The sequence below is a fragment of the Vibrio sp. JC009 genome, assembly GCF_029016485.1.
Classification (GTDB): Bacteria; Pseudomonadota; Gammaproteobacteria; order Enterobacterales; family Vibrionaceae; genus Vibrio.
The window spans coordinates 661,700-676,828 of record NZ_CP092107.1; the positions used below are offsets into that span (position 1 = coordinate 661,700).

The window sequence follows — 15,129 nt, forward strand, 5'->3', positions numbered from 1 at the left end:
GCAGCACCTGAAACTAAGCGGACTTATAAGCACAAATGGCCACATAATCACCGCCATCAAAGCCTTCTGTTGGCTGCTCCAGTTTGTCATCAGAGAACACAGGGTGGCGGGTCAGCGTCTGTGCGTATCTGAAGTCAGTAAAATCAGCCTGCTGCATCAGATCGATTTTTTCCTGAGTGGTTCGCCATTTGGCCACTTTCACCAGTTCAATCGGGTAAGGTGACTTAGGCTTAACACCTTCCAGCAGAGGGTGATCCCATGTGCCCAGCGTCATTGCCAGATTGTACAGGGTGGCGTAACCACTCTCCTTTGGCACATCGATCAGAATGATTTTTCCGCCAGGCTTCAGCGCCGCATAAGACTTAGCAAGCACCGCCGGCAAATCGCTGATATAACCCGGCGATCCGTTAAACATGATTGTGTCATAGCAACTCTCACCAAACTCGGCATCTTCAGCGCCCTTAACCTGAACCTGCATTCCGCGCTTAACCGCGATATCAGCCATATTTGAAGAAGGCTCTATGCCATGCCGGATATCAATGCCGTGTTCGTCTCTTAGCAGCTTTTCAAACAGACCGCTTCCGCAACCCACTGACAAGGTCTCACCACAATCGGCGAGAAAATACTTAACCAGCAAGAGTTCGCTATTCAGTACAAACTGGTTTTCCATAAACCAGGCATCATAGGCGGTTGCGTAATCATCAAAATGCGTCATTTGTTCTCTTCCTCACTTATACTGTTTCGGCTTTAAGGCGTTGTTTAATTTGTTTTTCGTCTAACTGATACAGGGCATCAAGCAGCTCAGGCTGAAATGAACCCGGCCCCTTTGCATTGCTTACTGCAATTTCTCCGGCAATGCCCATCACTGCTGTTGCGGCTAATCCGCTTGTGTCACCGATGGCAGCAAAAGCGCCTGTCAGAGCCGTTAAGCTGCAGCCCATTCCGGTGATAAACGGCATCATGGCGTCACCGTTATTTAACTGGTAAGTCGCTTCAGGAGTAACCACGTAGTCTGTTTCACCTGAAATAACAATCCGGCAGTTTTTCTTTGCCAGAATCTTCTTCGCCGCTTCAACCGCGCGCGAACCTGAATCCAGGCTATCCACGCCTTTTGACTGTGCATCCATTCCGGAAAGGGCGATGATCTCTGCGCTGTTGCCCCGGATCGTCAGTGACTCGGCTAACTGCATAAACGCCTGAGCGGTTTCAGTGCGAAGCTGACTGGCACCGCAACCAACCGGATCCAGCACCACCGGCTTGTTTGCTCTGTTGGCCAGCTCAATGGCAAAACACATACGCTCAATCCAGACCTCATCCAGCGTGCCGATATTGATCACCAGCGCACCAGCAATCGCCACCATCTCTTCCATCTCACGGCGCGAGTGCGCCATAATTGGCGAGGCACCAACGGCAAGCAGTGCATTGGCTGTGTTATTCATCACCACATAGTTCGTGATATTGACCACCAGCGGTTTCTGCGCTCGGAGCGTTTCAAGCGCCTGACAAACATGATTTCTGATATCCATTATTCGGACCTTATTCCTTTACTGTTTCTGAAAATATTTAGATCATATAGAAGTGATTGACCGGACCATGCCCCTGCCCCACATTCAGCTCATCGGCGTGCTGCAAAGCTGTGGTGATATAGGTTTTAGCAGAGGATATGGCGTCGGTTAGTGCCTGCCCCTGAGCAAGGTAGGAGGCAATTGCGGAAGAAAGAGTGCAACCAGTACCGTGGGTGTTCCGGGTTTCAATCCGCTTGCCGGAAAAAACCTGCACGGGTTCGCCTTTGCTTAGCAGGTAATCGTCGCTATTGGATGACTCAAATAAGTGCCCGCCTTTTATCAGTGCTGAGCGGGTATCCAGTTGATGTAGCTGATCTAAAAATGAATCCAGCTGTTCTTGCTGAGTTGGCAACTCCTGGTCTATGAGCTTGGCAGCTTCCGGCAGATTGGGCGTTATCAATGTGGCAAGCGGCAACAGCTCTTGTTTCAGGGTTGCTATCGCCTCTTCTTCAATAAGAGGATCACCGCTGGTTGCGACCATAACAGGGTCAAGTACCACATGCTGTGGCTGATACTGTCTTAATTTTTCTGCGATCAAACGAATGATATTGCTGTCCGCCAGCATACCGATTTTTACCGCGCGGATATCCAGATCCTGAAAAACGGCATCCAACTGAGCAGCAACGAAACCGGCAGGAACAGGCATGATATCTGTTACACCCTGAGTATTTTGCGCCGTCAACGCGGTAATTACCGAACAGGCGTAGCTGCCTGTGGCAGAGATAGCTTTGATATCAGCCTGAATACCCGCGCCACCTCCGGAATCTGAACCGGCAATGGTCAGAACTATTGGCTTTGTTGGTTTTACAGATGTGGATTCAGACATTGGGTACTCCTTTTAAAAGCAGGGAATACCATTCGTCTGAGGTCAAACCGGATCTAAAGTGTACAGATCGGAATAAGACTACAGTGAAGTTAGTTCCCTACGTCAGTATTAACTGAATCAGGTTCAACGGGTCCTGCACAATGCAGTCTCAGCTTTCGCTCCCCGACTAATAAGTTTTAGAGTCTACGCTCTGGTATAACTTTTTACAACTCTTTGATTTAAGCTTTTATTGGCTAAAGTCATACACGATAGTGTGGTCATAGCTGGTTGACGGGTCAATCACGGTACACGGGAAATTAGGCTCATTAATCCCGTTAACATAACCTTTAGGCTCCAGGCAAAGGCCTGCATACCTTGGATAATAAGCCTCTCCCTTTCCGTCAATCCCATCCAGATTATGACCGTTATAAAAGTGCAGCGTTTTCTCATTCGAGAAGACGGTTAACACGCGTCCGCCCGCTTCCAGCCTTGCCATTTTCTTAAGATCACCGGTGCAAGTTTCCGGATGTCCGAAGGCATAGGAGTGATTGATTTCCAGCCCTTTTTCTACCCCTTCCCTTAGCAGAGTTTGCCTGCCAAAACAGAACTCAGTTCCTTTAACAGAAATAAGATTTCCACTTGGGATCCGGTCTTCCTTCTGCTCAAGCAGCTTATCGGCAAAGATGGTCAGACTGTGGTCTTTCACTGAGCCGTTTTCATGACCAAAAAGGTTAAAGTAGCTGTGCGCGGTCATGCTGATTGGCGTTGGCCCGTCCGCTGTCGCGCTGTAACTGAGCGTCAGCTTATTGCTGTTGGTTAAGGTGTAAGTCGCCAGAACCTCAACATTATGCTTAAAGCCTTCTTCCCCATCGGCATCCAGCAGCTTTAAGGTTACTGAGACTTCACTGTCGCTCTGAGATGACTCAACCTCTTGCCATACGCGACGGTGGTAACCAAAACGGCCACCATGAACACAGTGTTTTCCCGCATAGGCATTGCCGTTAACCCTGATGGTTTCCCCATCAAGGTTAAACTCAGCCCCTTCTATCCGGTTGGCCACCCGTCCGATCATGGCACCAAAGTAGTGATTGTCTCTGGTATAAGGGCTGAGACTATCAAACCCTAATACCACATCAGCAAGTTCACCCTTATCATCCGGAACATGGAGCTGATTGATGATCCCCCCAAGTTCCAGAACAGATACCGACATCCCGTTTTCATTAGACAATACTATCCTGCTGACACTCTGATTATAAAAAGTGCCAAATGTAAAACGTTCAATTTGCATTTTTTATCCTCTGTCAGACCGTGTTTTGAGGAGCCCCATCGAGGAATGACTGAATGTTACCCGCAACCATATTCATTATCCGCATGCGTGCATCCAGAGTCGCCCAGGCAATATGCGGGGTAATGGTACAGTTTTTTGCTGTCAGCAATGGGTTATCGGCCTGAGGGGGCTCCTGCCATAAGGTATCCAGTGCAGCACCGGCAATTGCACCTGAGTTCAGAGCATCCGCCAGATCTTCTTCAACCACTAATTGGCCACGCGAAGTGTTGATCAGGAAAGCGCCCGGCTTCATCAGCTCAAACTTCTGCGCATTCATAAAGTTGGTAGTTGCAGGCAGTGCCGGACAGTGCAGGGAAACAAAGTCAGCCTGAGACAGCACAGAGTCCAGATCCAGCATAGTATGCTCATACTTAGGAAACGACTGAGCATACTCATCGTGTGCTATGACTTTCATCTTAAAGGCAGCTGCAATTTCACCAACCCGCTGACCAATATTGCCAAAGCCGACAATACCGATTGTTTTTCCAGCCAGTTCAATTTGAGGATTCAGCCAGTAAGTCCACTCAATATTGTTGGTCCAGCCCAGATTATCTCTGACATCATTACTATTGGCAGCCACATTACGCGCCAGATGCATAATATGAGCAAACGCCATTTCTGCAACCGTATCTGTACCGTAAACAGGCACATTCATCACAGGGATCTGCTTTTCTCTGGCATATTCCACGTCCACTACATTGTAGCCGGTGGCCAGTACCGCAATACATTCCAGATTCGGGCAGGCATCAATCACTTCCTTAGTGATCGGCGATTTGTTAGTCAGCACAATATTGGCTGGTTTAGCACGCTCAATCACCTGTTCCGGACCATCAGTTGAACGGTCATAGCAGGTGAAATCACCCAGTTTCGCTACCGGATCCCAGGGGTTATCCCCCGGGTTCAGTGTATATCCATCAAGGCATACAATTGTTTTCATTACAATTCCTTTTTAAGACGAAGTGGTTGCCAGCCGGTTCTTAACACTGGCAAACAGATTGCGAATCGCTTTGTTTACCGCCGGGATCTGGCTACAAATAATCATAGTGATGATGCAAACCAGAATCAGTGAGATTGGTCGTTCAATCATTGGCATCAGACTGCCGCCAGTTGTTTTAAGACCGGTACGAAGCGCCGTATCAGCCATAGGACCAAGGATCACACCGATAACCAGCGGAGCAATCGGAACATGCAGCTTCATAAAGAAGTAGGAAATAATGCCGATAACGCCCATCAGGTACAGGTTAAAGACACGCATACCCAATGCAAATGAACCGATAACACACAGCACAGCAATCAGAGGCATAAACAGTGTCTGCGGGATACGCAGAATGTGGACAACCTGCTTGGACAGAATCATACCACACACCCACATCGCAATGGCCGCAGCAAACAGAATGGCTGTTACTTCAGGGATAAAGGTCGGGTTAGTCTTAAGCAGCATTGGGCCTGGAGCCACGTTATGCAGCATCAGCGCACCCAGCAGCATTACCGCCGGAGGTGATCCCGGAATACCAAGGCTAAGCAGCGGGATCATTGCACCACCCACACAAGCCTGGTTGGCAACCGAAGTTGAAATAACCCCTTCCGGCGCACCCTTACCAAAGGTTTCAGGCTTCTTACTGGTCTTTCTTGCAATACCGTATGCAACCCATGCTGCAATATCCTCACCAATACCCGGAACCGCACCGATACCAACACCGGTCAGCGCAGAACCACCAATCAGACGGGAGTTCTTAAACATGGTTTTCATATCAGGTATCAGCTTGCCGATGGACTTGGCGTTCATCGACTTCATCTTCATCTTGGACTCCAGTACAGACATAATCTGCGGAATACCAAAGGCACCAATCAGAACCGGAACCACGTCGATACCGTTATCAAGGTCATGCATTCCCATAGTGAAACGCGGATACATCTGCATATGGTCCTGACCGATTGTCGACAGCCAGATACCAAACAGACCCGCAATCCAGCCTTTAATCGCCAGCTCCGGCGAGGTCAGACTACCACTAATAAGAATACCGAACAGCGCCAGAAGGAAGTACTCGTAAGAAGTAAACTGCAGCGCGGCTTTGGCAATCATAGGAGAAAGCAGAGCCACAAACACCATGCCGATAGCAGAGCCGATCAGCGATGAGGTAGTTGCCAGTCCGAATGCACGGCCTGTCTGGCCTTTTTGCGCCATCGGGTAACCGTCCATTGCCGTTGCAGCCGAAGCTGCTGTGCCCGGAATATTCAGCAGAATCGAGGTATACATACCGCCATATACGCCACCAACATAGATGGAAAGCAGTGCCAGCAGTGCTGTCTGGTTATCCAGACCATAGGTTAAGGTTGTAAGAAGAGCGACACCAAGCGTTGCCGTCAGGCCAGGCATAGCGCCGAAAATAATCCCCAGAAAGGTACTGCCCACAAGGATCAGTATCAGGAGCGGGGATGTGAAAATATGCCAGAACATACTTCCGAATACAGATAAAATGTCCATATATTAATCCCTATTAAAATGCGTCTTCGAGCTGCGACATCTGCTCATCAGATAGTTCAACTTCTTCAGCTTTGTTACCGGTGGAGATGTAGGTGTAATAAGTGGTGTTAAACACCTGCTCAACAACCAGACCTTCTTTCGGCAGCGGTACCAGCAAGAAGTAGCGGAAAATAGGACACAGCACAGCCGGGAAAATAATCGCAATCAGTGTCATCCGGCGTACTTTCTGTACCAGCTCCTGATTGGCTTTTTTCGCACTGCTGTACATAGCAGCAATCATGGCAACACCTGTAGCAGCCAGCAGGAAGTCCGTAGTAAATGGATAACCGCTGTTCACTGCCTGATCGATACCCGTCATAAAGATAACCGTCGATAAAGCGATATTGCCGTAGTAGATCTTAAGCAGCTTCTTAGAAATCTCCGGCTCATCCAGATAGTAAAGGCCGATATAAAGCAGAAGAAAAACGGCAGAAGCTAAGAAGAAATCGTACCAGGTGATCAGTACATAGATGTAACTGATGATGCCACCAGCGGACACAAGAAAACCGCTTGGATTGATCTCTTTAAAATATTTTAGAAAACGCTCGCGACCCTGTTCATTTTTGCTCTGCATAAATACAGAAAGACCTGCTGCAAACAGAGAGCAGCCGATAAACAGAGGAAGAAGCCCCGGTGATTCATACCATTCGGTAGTAACACCACCGACAGTTCCCGAGAAAGGCATTGTCAGTGAAGTGGCGATAACACCAATGGAAAACAACATAACAACAAGGGAGAAGGCAAAGTCCCATCCATGCATTTTCTCCTGTTCCAGTGCTTGCGCAGCTGCTTTGTCATCTTCTAGGTGCTCGTCCTTTGAGTGCATGGTAGTGTCAGACATTATGACCCCCAAATCGATAATTGAAACGAGATAAAAAACTGAACTGACCGGAACCTCAGAGGTGGAGATGAGGCTCCGGTTGCTTACTCCGGAATATTACTCAGGGCGAGGAATACCCAGTGACTCAGGGTTAACCTTAGCCGCTTCCAGTTCCCAAAGTGTCCAACTGAACAGAGACTCAAGACGTGCCATACGCTGGTTTGCTTTCTTACCAAACTCACCCACTACCTTGTAGTGATTTTCACGCGCATAGTTTGTGATCTCATCGCTCTGCATCGCACTGGCGAAGGCTTTCGCAACTTTCATCTTGATATCACGAGGGGTTTCTTTCTTCATTGCAAAACCGATAGCCTGAGAGATAGGCAGATGCTTAGTTAGCGCAGGATATGCCTTCAGACCAGACGGGATCTTAACGTCACCAACAGTAAAAGGTTCTTCAGTAAGTGTTGCCAGTGCCTTAAAGTCACCAGCCTGAATAAGCTGGTTTTGCTCTGCAACAGAAGTGATAACCACATCTACTTCACCACTTAGTGCTGCGTTCTGGCTCTTAGAAGAACCTGGGTAAGGAATAAAGTTCATCTCACCGCCAATACCTTTTGCAAACGCAAGGTAGTTGATATGGTGAAGAGAGCCCGCAGAGCCTGCACCCACTCTTAGTTTATTTGGATTTGCTTTTACATATTCAACCAGCTCTTCAATTGTGTCGATTTCAGAGTTTCTTGAAACTGAAATCACATCCGGAGAACTTGCCACAATAAAGTAGTCGAATACATCCATACGGTTATCCCAACCGCCCATAACCGCTGCCGTTACGTTAGACTCAGACAGACCAACAAATGTGTAGCCATCCGCCTTAGCTCCGAAACCTTCTAACAGACCAACCGAACCAGAGACACCACCTGGTTTATTAATGACGTTAATATTAGTTCCCAAATACTTAGCCATAGATGCTGTCGCAACGCGGTTAATCACATCAGTACCGCCGCCTGCAGACCAGGTCACCACGTCAGTGATGTTACGGCTTGGGTAGCGCTCCGATGCAAAAGATACGTTTGACATCATTGTTACTGCAGCAATAGCAGCACCGGCAAGTAATGTTCTTCTTTTCATGTTGTATACCTTTTTATAATTTGTGCCTGTGGCACAGTATTAAGTTAACATTTTGTAGTGGTACGAGTCGTAGGGTCGGGTCACTAAAACTTCATAAAGTAGCCCTGCAGATCTGCCCAAATGTCCATATATTCTTTCTTGCGCAGACTTTCTTCGAAACTGGACATACCAATCTCGTCGATTCGGTTTGAAATACGGTTAGTCATATTTACGTTGGCTTCGAACATCTTCACGATGTCCCAGCGTGTTGGTGAGGTATCCGAGGTTAACCAACCCTGGTAGTTGAACTTCTTCAGATAGAAGATAAATTCGATGTATTGCATCAGGCTGCGGCTTCCGCAGAAGTAGTCCCAGTCCCATTTGCCATCGTTATCATTAATGTGGATGTAGTAAGGCACATCCTGAGCATTCAGCAGTGCAAGCTCTTCTGCCGGGTTGTTGTCGCCATAAAGCGAATGACCGTAATCCAGAGTCACACCAAGGCTTGGATTGCCGATGTCTTTCAGCAAACAGATAGTTTTCGCTGCATCGTCCAGGTAACAACGGCCACGAACTTCATTCGGCTTATATTCAATAAACAGAGGAATGTGAGATTTATACTCAGCCGCTTGCGCGAAGGTTTCAACAAGGCGTTGCCAGGTCTCTACATAGTTCGCCTGGAATGAGAACTCGTAGCCGTCACTTAACGGGCAACACTGAACCTTGTCTGCGCCGACTTCTTCAGCAAAGTCTTTGGCTTCTTTGATAAACTGCACCGCTCTGTCACGAACCGCTTTATCCGGAGAAGTCAGACCGCCTGAGCGGAATTCCGGCTCAACTTTAACGTTGACGTTGATTGCCGCGACTTCCACTTCATATTTCGCCAGAAGAAGCTTGAGCTCAGCCAGGTTGTCATAGTTCACTTCGTATGGGTATACAAGCTCAGCCCCTGTCATACCATCAATCATTCGTAGCGTCTGGAACTTCTGCTCCAGTGTTTTAGGTTCGTTATACTCTGAAAAACGATCCTTGGTTTGCCCCAAAAATGGGGTAATTACTGCATGCTTAAACATGGTATCTCCCTATCCCCGCCCCTTCGCGGGTTGGTTAGTCAATTTCTAGATAGCGGCTTCAGACTCAACAAGCATTTCGCTGGCAGAATCAATAATGTGTTTGGCGGAAAGGCCGTATTTGTCCAGCAGAAGCGGATAAGCGCCGGATTCTGCAAAGGTATCTTTCAGGCCAAGATGGTCGAACTTCGCACTGATGCCCTCTTTTGCCATACGGGTAGCAATTTCATAAGCCATGCCGTTGCGCTGCTGATGGCCTTCGGCAACGATGACACGTCCGGTTTTTCTGATAGAAGCGCTGATGGTTTCCCAGTCCAGCGGTTTCACACTGTAGGCATCAATAACTTCAACACTAACGCCGGATGCACTTAGCTCTTTGGCTGCTTCCACTGCCTGGAACAGAATGTCGCCGTAGGAAACAATGGTCAGATCCGACCCCGTTGACAGAACATTACTTCCGCCACACTTGAAGCTTGCTGTCTCGTCATACATTTCATAGTAAGAGTCACGCATCAGACGGCAGTAAACCGGGCCTTTGGTTTCCATGGTCACATCAAACAGTGCGCGGGTAGATGCGGTATCACACGGAGCAAATACATGCATATTTGGCAGCGAGGTCATCAGCGCCATATCTTCCGATGCCTGGTGTGTTACGCCGTCGATAGCTGCTGTTGTACCGCCATGTGAAGACATCAGTTTCACATTCAGATTCGGATAACAGATAAAGCTGCGGACACTTTCCAGAGCGCGCATGGTCAGGAACACACCGTAACCTGCGACAATAACCGGACGACCGTTGGCTGCCATACCGGATGCAGACGCCATCATGCCGAACTCTGCAATACCCATCTGGAAGTAACGCTCCGGGTATTTCTCATTGAACAAATAGGAGTTGGTTGAATAACCGATATCTGCCTCGAAAACGGCGAAGTCTTTATTAATCTCACCGTATTCCACCATACGCTCGGCGAAGGCTAAACGGGTTGGCTTTTTAGATTTCACTAACTCTTTCATAATATTTACCAGTCTCTGTTCCTGTTTAAGCAACCAGCTCTTCGCGCGCTGCTTCATATTCTTCAGTGGATGGCGCTTTGCCGTGCCAGTTACGAACATCTTCCATAAAGCTGACACCTTTACCTTTCACCGTATTAGCCACAATGCAGGTTGGTTTACCCTTGAAGTTGCGTGCTGCTCCCAGCGCTTGCTGAATCTGCTCAATGTTGTGACCGTCGATGGTCAGCACATTCCAGCCAAAGGATTCAAACTTATCTTCGATGCTCAGCAGAGGCATGATCTGGTCACTGGTGCCGTCCATCTGCAGGTTGTTCTTATCGATAAAGAACACCAGGTTATCCAGCTTGTACTTGGCTGCTGCCATTGCCGTTTCCCAGACAACACCTTCGTTAATTTCACCGTCACCCAATACCGAGTAAACGCGGCGGCCATCCCTGGCCATTAAACCTTCCAGCGCCATTCCGGTCGCAGAGGCGCAGCCATGGCCAAGAGAGCCGGTTGTACAGTCCAGTCCCGGAGTACTCTTCATATCCGGATGGCCCTGCAAAATGGAGCTGATCTGACGCAGCGTATCCAGGTTCTCGCGGTCAAAGTAGCCAAGACGCGACAGGCACGAATACCAGACCGGACAGGCATGACCTTTGGAAAGAACAAACCGGTCACGGTTCTCTTTGCGAGGGTCATTGGGATCCAGATTCTTCATCTCGGAAAAATATAAGGTTGTTACAATTTCTGCTGCCGAAAAAGAACCACCGATATGACCTGATTGCGCTTTATAAACCATGTCTAAAATATCTAAACGAATATCTCTGGCGAGTTCATAAAGCTCTGCCACACTTTTCTTAGGCATAGCAGTGCCCTCCTTAATTTAATAAGATTCAAATAAATTTAATTTAAAACGTAACTATCTAAAGTTGATTACTTATAGTTAATTATCCAGGAAATGATAATTATCTAAAAATCCAATAAATTGTTTTGATACTTCACGCCAGTGAATTAAATGCATTTCTCTGGCACCAACAGCATCACCATTTTCAATTGCATCAACTAATTGATTATGTTCTGCAATTGAATCCCAAGGTAAAGGACGAAGTTTAATTACAATGTCCTTACAACGTTTATTCTGCTCATTATATTTCTTAGCAGTTTCAATCAACCTTGAGTTCCCTGTATATTCAAATATTGTCTCATGGAACATCCTGTCATGTTCAGCCCATTGAAAAACGTCATTATTTTCTAAGGCCAGGTTCATTAATTTTGTATATTCTCGCAAGTCACTTATTTGTTCTTCACTTAACTTATGATGAATACACAACTCAATGGCTGTTACTTCCAGGTGCGCTATCAGTTCATACAGCTCTTCTATGTCTCTTCGCGACAGAGAACAGATACGCAAACCATGTCTTGGGTGAAGTTTTATCAGCCCATCTTCCTGCAATCTCAGCAGAGCTTCTCTAACCGGCGTTCTGCTGAATCCGCAGATTTCCACTGCTTCTTCTACTAATAACTGCTGACCAATTCTAAATTTATTCTCTAAAATCATCAGCTTAAGCTTTTCATATGCTTGTTCAGATAACTTCATTCCCTTTTTTACCTTCTTTCGTATTAACCTTTTTCAGTTTCATTATAGGCGTATACGTCCAAGCATACGTTAAAAAATTTTTTAATTAATTTGTAAATTCATACGCAGTATAAGATAAGAAATTAGAATTAAATTTGAACTAAATCACGCAATAATACGTTTTTTAAATAAAAGATAATGTACAAAATAAATACGTTATCGTTTTTTAAATATACACAAACAGATCGAATATATATTTAAATACACAAATAAAATACCATTAAATATTAAATAAATTCTTTATTTTCTAACGCATTAATTAATGTATAAATTAAAATATTTTTCGTGATATATGTCAAATAGCATGAGACTTTAATTAGATTAACGGTAAAAAATATCTTAGCGTAATAATGTAATCAGAATAAATATCACACCCCACACCCTATTCGGAGAATATTATGAATATTGCAATAGGTTGCGATGACGCAGCTGTTGATTTTAAAGACACGCTAAAAGACTATCTTGTTGAATTAGGTTATGAATATACCGACTATAGTGAAGCCGCCGCTGACCAACCCAATTTATATGCTGATGTAGCAGAAAGAGTTGCCCGTTCGGTTGCAGATAATAAACATGAAAGAGGCCTTATTGTCTGTGGTACAGGAATTGGTGTTTCTATTATGGCAAATAAAGTTCCGGGTATTCGCGCGGCATTATGTCACGATGTTTTTTCAGCCGTCCGTGCCAGAAAAAGTAACGGCGCACAAATCATTACCATGGGCGCACGGGTCATTGGCCCTGAGCTGGCAAAAACCATCTTAAAAAGCTGGCTGGATGCCGACCAGATTGATGCCTCATCTCTGCCAAAAGTAGAGCGCATTATGGAACTTGAAAGCGCTATTTTAGCCAGCTAGGAGATTTGTGATGAGAAAGCCTAAAAAACTTTTAAACAACCCGGACGCTGTTGCAAGAGAACAGTTTGAAGGGTTTATGGTTGCCGCCGATCACCTTGAAGCCATCGGCTCACTGACCGCCGCTATCCGCAAAGACTTCCGTCAGGATAAGGTAGCGATTGTTACCGGAGGCGGTGCCGGTCATGAACCAATGTACGGCGGTTTTGTGGGTAACGGTCTGGCTGATGCGGTTGCCATTGGCGATGTATTTGCTGCGCCCGCTCCCGACACCATTATGGAAACCTGCTCGGCGCTGAACCCGGAAAAAGGCGTGATCTTCGTTTACGGTAACTACGCCGGCGACAATATGAACTTTGATATCGCCGCTGAGCTTCTTGAAGACGATGATATTAAATCCCACACGGTCCGTATTAACGATGATGTCCTTTCTGCGCCGAAATCCAACAGTGTAGAGCGACGCGGTATCGCAGGTGCTTTATATGTACTAAAAGCTGCCGGTGCTGCTGCAGAGCTTTACTACGAGTTCGACGATGTTGTCGCCGCCACAGAAAAGGCACTGGCACATACCGCATCTGTTGGTGTTGCCCTGGGCCCCTGCGCTATTCCGCGCAATAACACCTTTAACTTCAACATTGCCGATGACGAAATAGAGATCGGCATGGGCCTGCACGGCGAACCCGGCGTTGGCAAAACTAAGCTGGGAACGGCTGACGATACCGTTAATGAGTTAATGGATAAGCTGATTGAAGATCTGCAACTGAAATCGGGCGATGAAGTTTGTGTACTGGTAAATAACCTGGGCGCTTCTACCCAGATGGAGCTTCTTATTGCGAACCGAGCTGTCAGCCACTACCTTGCTGAAAAAAGCATTGCCATTCATGACTGTCTTGTTGGCAGCTACTGCACCTCTTTGGAGATGTCCGGTTACTCCATCTCCCTGTTCAAGCTTGATGAACAACTAAAACGCCTGTACGACCACTCCTGCCACTCTTTTGCCCTGAGGAAATAATAATGAATACACGTGAAACAATTGAGATGATGCAACTTGTCGCCAGAAATATGGTTGCAAGCGAACCAATGCTGACTAAGTACGACCAGGTTATCGGCGACGGTGACCATGGCCTTGGCATTGAACGTGGTTTTTCTAATGTCGACACCTACCTGAATGACAATTTCTCAGCAAAAGATGTGGGCGATGTGATGACAAAAGTCGGCACTAAGCTGATGTCGACGATGGGCGGCGCATCCGGTGCGATTTTCGGCACCCTGTTCAGAGCCGGAGGTAAGGCGATTGCCGGTGAAGAGCAACTGACAACATCGGTTTTAGCCCGCTTTCTGGAAGCCGGACTTGAAGGTATCTATAAACGCGGCGGTGCAGATGAAGGCGCAAAGACCATGATTGATGCCCTGGCCCCTGCTATGCGCAAGGCTCATGAACTTTCCGGCACAGATTTCAGAGAAGCGATTGAAGCTGTTACCGATGCTGCTCAGCAAGGTGTTGAGAAAACCAAGGATATGATCGCCACAACAGGTAAAGCAAAGACTCTGGGTGAGCGTTCTCTGGGTCACCCGGATCCGGGCGCAATCTCTATGTCTCTGATCCTGAAGTTTATGGCTGAGTACGCCTGCGCTGAGGTAGCAGCATGAAAAAAATATGGCTAGGTTCCAGCTGGAAAATGAACAAAACGTCCGCTGAGGTTGCGGCGTTTTGTGAAACCATCCAGCCGATTTTAGAAGAGACACCAGACGCAATTCAGACATTTCTGATCCCGCCCTTCCCCTATGTCAGAGAGGTGGCAGAAAAACTGAGTAAGTACGGAACCCGAATCGGTGTGCAGAATATCTGCTGGGCAAAAGAAGGCGCCTTTACCGGTGAGGTTTCTGCGGATATGGCAAAAGATATCGGCGCAACCATTGTCGAAATCGGCCACTCTGAACGCCGGGCGATGTTTAATGAAACCGACGCAACGGTGAATAAAAAGGTAAGAGCCTCACTGCTTGCCGGATTAAAGCCTCTTATCTGTGTTGGTGACAGTGCAGATGAAAAGCGCTGGGGCGTATCGGCAGAATCCATCGTCCGTCAGGTAAAAATTGCGCTGTTCGGGATCAGCAGAGAAGAGCTGAAAAACGTCATCATTGCTTATGAACCCGTCTGGGCAATCGGCGAGAGCGGTGTTCCGGCATCTCCCCACGAAGCGGAAGACGGTCTGAAAGCAATTAAAGAAGCTTTGATTGATATGTACGGCAGAGAGGATGCGCAGCAGATCGTGCTGCTGTACGGGGGCAGTGTACATCAGGACAACGCCGCAGAGCTCATTCAGCAGCCAAGCATTGACGGCCTGTTTGTTGGCAGAGCTGCATGGAACGCTCAGGGATACGCAGCGCTGCTGTCTATCGTTGAATCTTACTGCAAATAGAG

Annotated in this window: 16 protein-coding genes and 1 riboswitch; of the genes, 4 read left to right on the plus strand and 12 right to left on the minus strand. The window is 47.2% G+C overall.

Annotated elements, in window-relative coordinates:
• Positions 1–13: 13 nt before the first annotated feature.
• The 12 genes from L3Q72_RS17900 to L3Q72_RS17955 all read right to left on the minus strand — a co-directional run bounded on the left by L3Q72_RS17900 (position 14) and on the right by L3Q72_RS17955 (position 11,817).
• Positions 14–715, minus strand: coding sequence for a class I SAM-dependent methyltransferase (locus tag L3Q72_RS17900; protein ID WP_275133520.1), 702 nt, complete (start codon positions 713–715; stop codon positions 14–16).
• A 16-nt stretch (positions 716–731) separates the two neighbouring features.
• Positions 732–1,526 (minus strand): hydroxyethylthiazole kinase, encoded by a 795-nt coding sequence (gene thiM / locus L3Q72_RS17905; protein WP_275133521.1) that lies wholly within the window; start codon positions 1,524–1,526, stop codon positions 732–734.
• Positions 1,527–1,563: 37 nt separating this feature from the next.
• Complete coding sequence (gene thiD, locus L3Q72_RS17910; RefSeq protein ID WP_275133522.1) at positions 1,564–2,391, minus strand: bifunctional hydroxymethylpyrimidine kinase/phosphomethylpyrimidine kinase; 828 nt, start codon at positions 2,389–2,391, stop codon at positions 1,564–1,566.
• Positions 2,392–2,468: 77 nt separating this feature from the next.
• Positions 2,469–2,566, minus strand: a riboswitch (TPP riboswitch).
• A 51-nt stretch (positions 2,567–2,617) separates the two neighbouring features.
• Positions 2,618–3,658, minus strand: a complete 1,041-nt coding sequence (locus L3Q72_RS17915) for an aldose epimerase family protein (RefSeq protein ID WP_275133523.1) — start codon at positions 3,656–3,658, stop codon at positions 2,618–2,620.
• A gap of 13 nt (positions 3,659–3,671) precedes the next feature.
• Positions 3,672–4,634, minus strand: coding sequence for a D-2-hydroxyacid dehydrogenase (locus L3Q72_RS17920; protein WP_275133524.1), 963 nt, complete (start codon positions 4,632–4,634; stop codon positions 3,672–3,674).
• Positions 4,635–4,646: 12 nt separating this feature from the next.
• Positions 4,647–6,182 (minus strand): tripartite tricarboxylate transporter permease, encoded by a 1,536-nt coding sequence (locus L3Q72_RS17925; protein WP_275133525.1) that lies wholly within the window; start codon positions 6,180–6,182, stop codon positions 4,647–4,649.
• A gap of 13 nt (positions 6,183–6,195) precedes the next feature.
• Positions 6,196–7,062, minus strand: coding sequence for a hypothetical protein (locus L3Q72_RS17930; RefSeq protein ID WP_275133526.1), 867 nt, complete (start codon positions 7,060–7,062; stop codon positions 6,196–6,198).
• A 96-nt stretch (positions 7,063–7,158) separates the two neighbouring features.
• The gene (locus tag L3Q72_RS17935; RefSeq protein ID WP_275133527.1) at positions 7,159–8,172 is read right to left on the minus strand and encodes a tripartite tricarboxylate transporter substrate binding protein; all 1,014 of its coding nucleotides are present in this window, start codon (positions 8,170–8,172) and stop codon (positions 7,159–7,161) included.
• An 83-nt stretch (positions 8,173–8,255) separates the two neighbouring features.
• A complete protein-coding gene (locus L3Q72_RS17940; RefSeq protein ID WP_275133528.1) occupies positions 8,256–9,224 on the minus strand; it encodes a sugar phosphate isomerase/epimerase family protein in 969 nt (322 codons plus the stop codon).
• Positions 9,225–9,269: 45 nt separating this feature from the next.
• Positions 9,270–10,235: a transketolase C-terminal domain-containing protein gene (locus tag L3Q72_RS17945; RefSeq protein ID WP_275133529.1), complete on the minus strand. Its 966-nt coding sequence runs from the start codon at positions 10,233–10,235 to the stop codon at positions 9,270–9,272.
• Positions 10,236–10,260: 25 nt separating this feature from the next.
• Entirely contained in the window at positions 10,261–11,085 is an 825-nt protein-coding gene (locus tag L3Q72_RS17950) for a transketolase (RefSeq protein WP_275133530.1), read from the minus strand.
• A gap of 78 nt (positions 11,086–11,163) precedes the next feature.
• Positions 11,164–11,817 carry a GntR family transcriptional regulator gene (locus L3Q72_RS17955; RefSeq protein WP_275133531.1) on the minus strand — a complete coding sequence of 218 codons (654 nt, stop codon included), beginning with the start codon at positions 11,815–11,817 and terminating at the stop codon, positions 11,164–11,166.
• 437 nt (positions 11,818–12,254) lie between these two features.
• On the opposite strand from L3Q72_RS17955, the gene L3Q72_RS17960 reads away from it, so the two are divergent.
• From L3Q72_RS17960 to L3Q72_RS17975, 4 genes are read left to right on the plus strand one after another with little or no spacing between them, the layout of a single operon-like run.
• The gene (locus L3Q72_RS17960) at positions 12,255–12,710 is read left to right on the plus strand and encodes an RpiB/LacA/LacB family sugar-phosphate isomerase (protein ID WP_275133532.1); all 456 of its coding nucleotides are present in this window, start codon (positions 12,255–12,257) and stop codon (positions 12,708–12,710) included.
• Between the two features lie 10 nt (positions 12,711–12,720).
• Positions 12,721–13,719, plus strand: coding sequence for a dihydroxyacetone kinase subunit DhaK (locus L3Q72_RS17965; protein ID WP_275133533.1), 999 nt, complete (start codon positions 12,721–12,723; stop codon positions 13,717–13,719).
• A 2-nt stretch (positions 13,720–13,721) separates the two neighbouring features.
• Entirely contained in the window at positions 13,722–14,357 is a 636-nt protein-coding gene (dhaL, locus tag L3Q72_RS17970; protein WP_275133534.1) for a dihydroxyacetone kinase subunit DhaL, read from the plus strand.
• Positions 14,354–15,127: a triose-phosphate isomerase gene (locus L3Q72_RS17975; protein WP_275133535.1), complete on the plus strand. Its 774-nt coding sequence runs from the start codon at positions 14,354–14,356 to the stop codon at positions 15,125–15,127. The genes dhaL and L3Q72_RS17975 overlap by 4 nt, the downstream gene beginning before the upstream one ends.
• Positions 15,128–15,129: the final 2 nt, after the last annotated feature.

Bases quoted from the DNA above. Each gene is read 5' to 3' on its own strand.
- L3Q72_RS17900 (WP_275133520.1), bottom strand. From the start codon at position 715: ATGACGCATTTTGATGATTACGCAACCGCCTATGATGCCTGGTTTATG.
- thiM (WP_275133521.1), bottom strand. From the start codon at position 1,526: ATGGATATCAGAAATCATGTTTGTCAGGCGCTTGAAACGCTCCGAGCG.
- thiD (WP_275133522.1), bottom strand. From the start codon at position 2,391: ATGTCTGAATCCACATCTGTAAAACCAACAAAGCCAATAGTTCTGACC.
- L3Q72_RS17915 (WP_275133523.1), bottom strand. From the start codon at position 3,658: ATGCAAATTGAACGTTTTACATTTGGCACTTTTTATAATCAGAGTGTC.
- L3Q72_RS17920 (WP_275133524.1), bottom strand. From the start codon at position 4,634: ATGAAAACAATTGTATGCCTTGATGGATATACACTGAACCCGGGGGAT.
- L3Q72_RS17925 (WP_275133525.1), bottom strand. From the start codon at position 6,182: ATGGACATTTTATCTGTATTCGGAAGTATGTTCTGGCATATTTTCACA.
- L3Q72_RS17930 (WP_275133526.1), bottom strand. From the start codon at position 7,062: ATGTCTGACACTACCATGCACTCAAAGGACGAGCACCTAGAAGATGAC.
- L3Q72_RS17935 (WP_275133527.1), bottom strand. From the start codon at position 8,172: ATGAAAAGAAGAACATTACTTGCCGGTGCTGCTATTGCTGCAGTAACA.
- L3Q72_RS17940 (WP_275133528.1), bottom strand. From the start codon at position 9,224: ATGTTTAAGCATGCAGTAATTACCCCATTTTTGGGGCAAACCAAGGAT.
- L3Q72_RS17945 (WP_275133529.1), bottom strand. From the start codon at position 10,235: ATGAAAGAGTTAGTGAAATCTAAAAAGCCAACCCGTTTAGCCTTCGCC.
- L3Q72_RS17950 (WP_275133530.1), bottom strand. From the start codon at position 11,085: ATGCCTAAGAAAAGTGTGGCAGAGCTTTATGAACTCGCCAGAGATATT.
- L3Q72_RS17955 (WP_275133531.1), bottom strand. From the start codon at position 11,817: ATGAAGTTATCTGAACAAGCATATGAAAAGCTTAAGCTGATGATTTTA.
- L3Q72_RS17960 (WP_275133532.1), top strand. From the start codon at position 12,255: ATGAATATTGCAATAGGTTGCGATGACGCAGCTGTTGATTTTAAAGAC.
- L3Q72_RS17965 (WP_275133533.1), top strand. From the start codon at position 12,721: ATGAGAAAGCCTAAAAAACTTTTAAACAACCCGGACGCTGTTGCAAGA.
- dhaL (WP_275133534.1), top strand. From the start codon at position 13,722: ATGAATACACGTGAAACAATTGAGATGATGCAACTTGTCGCCAGAAAT.
- L3Q72_RS17975 (WP_275133535.1), top strand. From the start codon at position 14,354: ATGAAAAAAATATGGCTAGGTTCCAGCTGGAAAATGAACAAAACGTCC.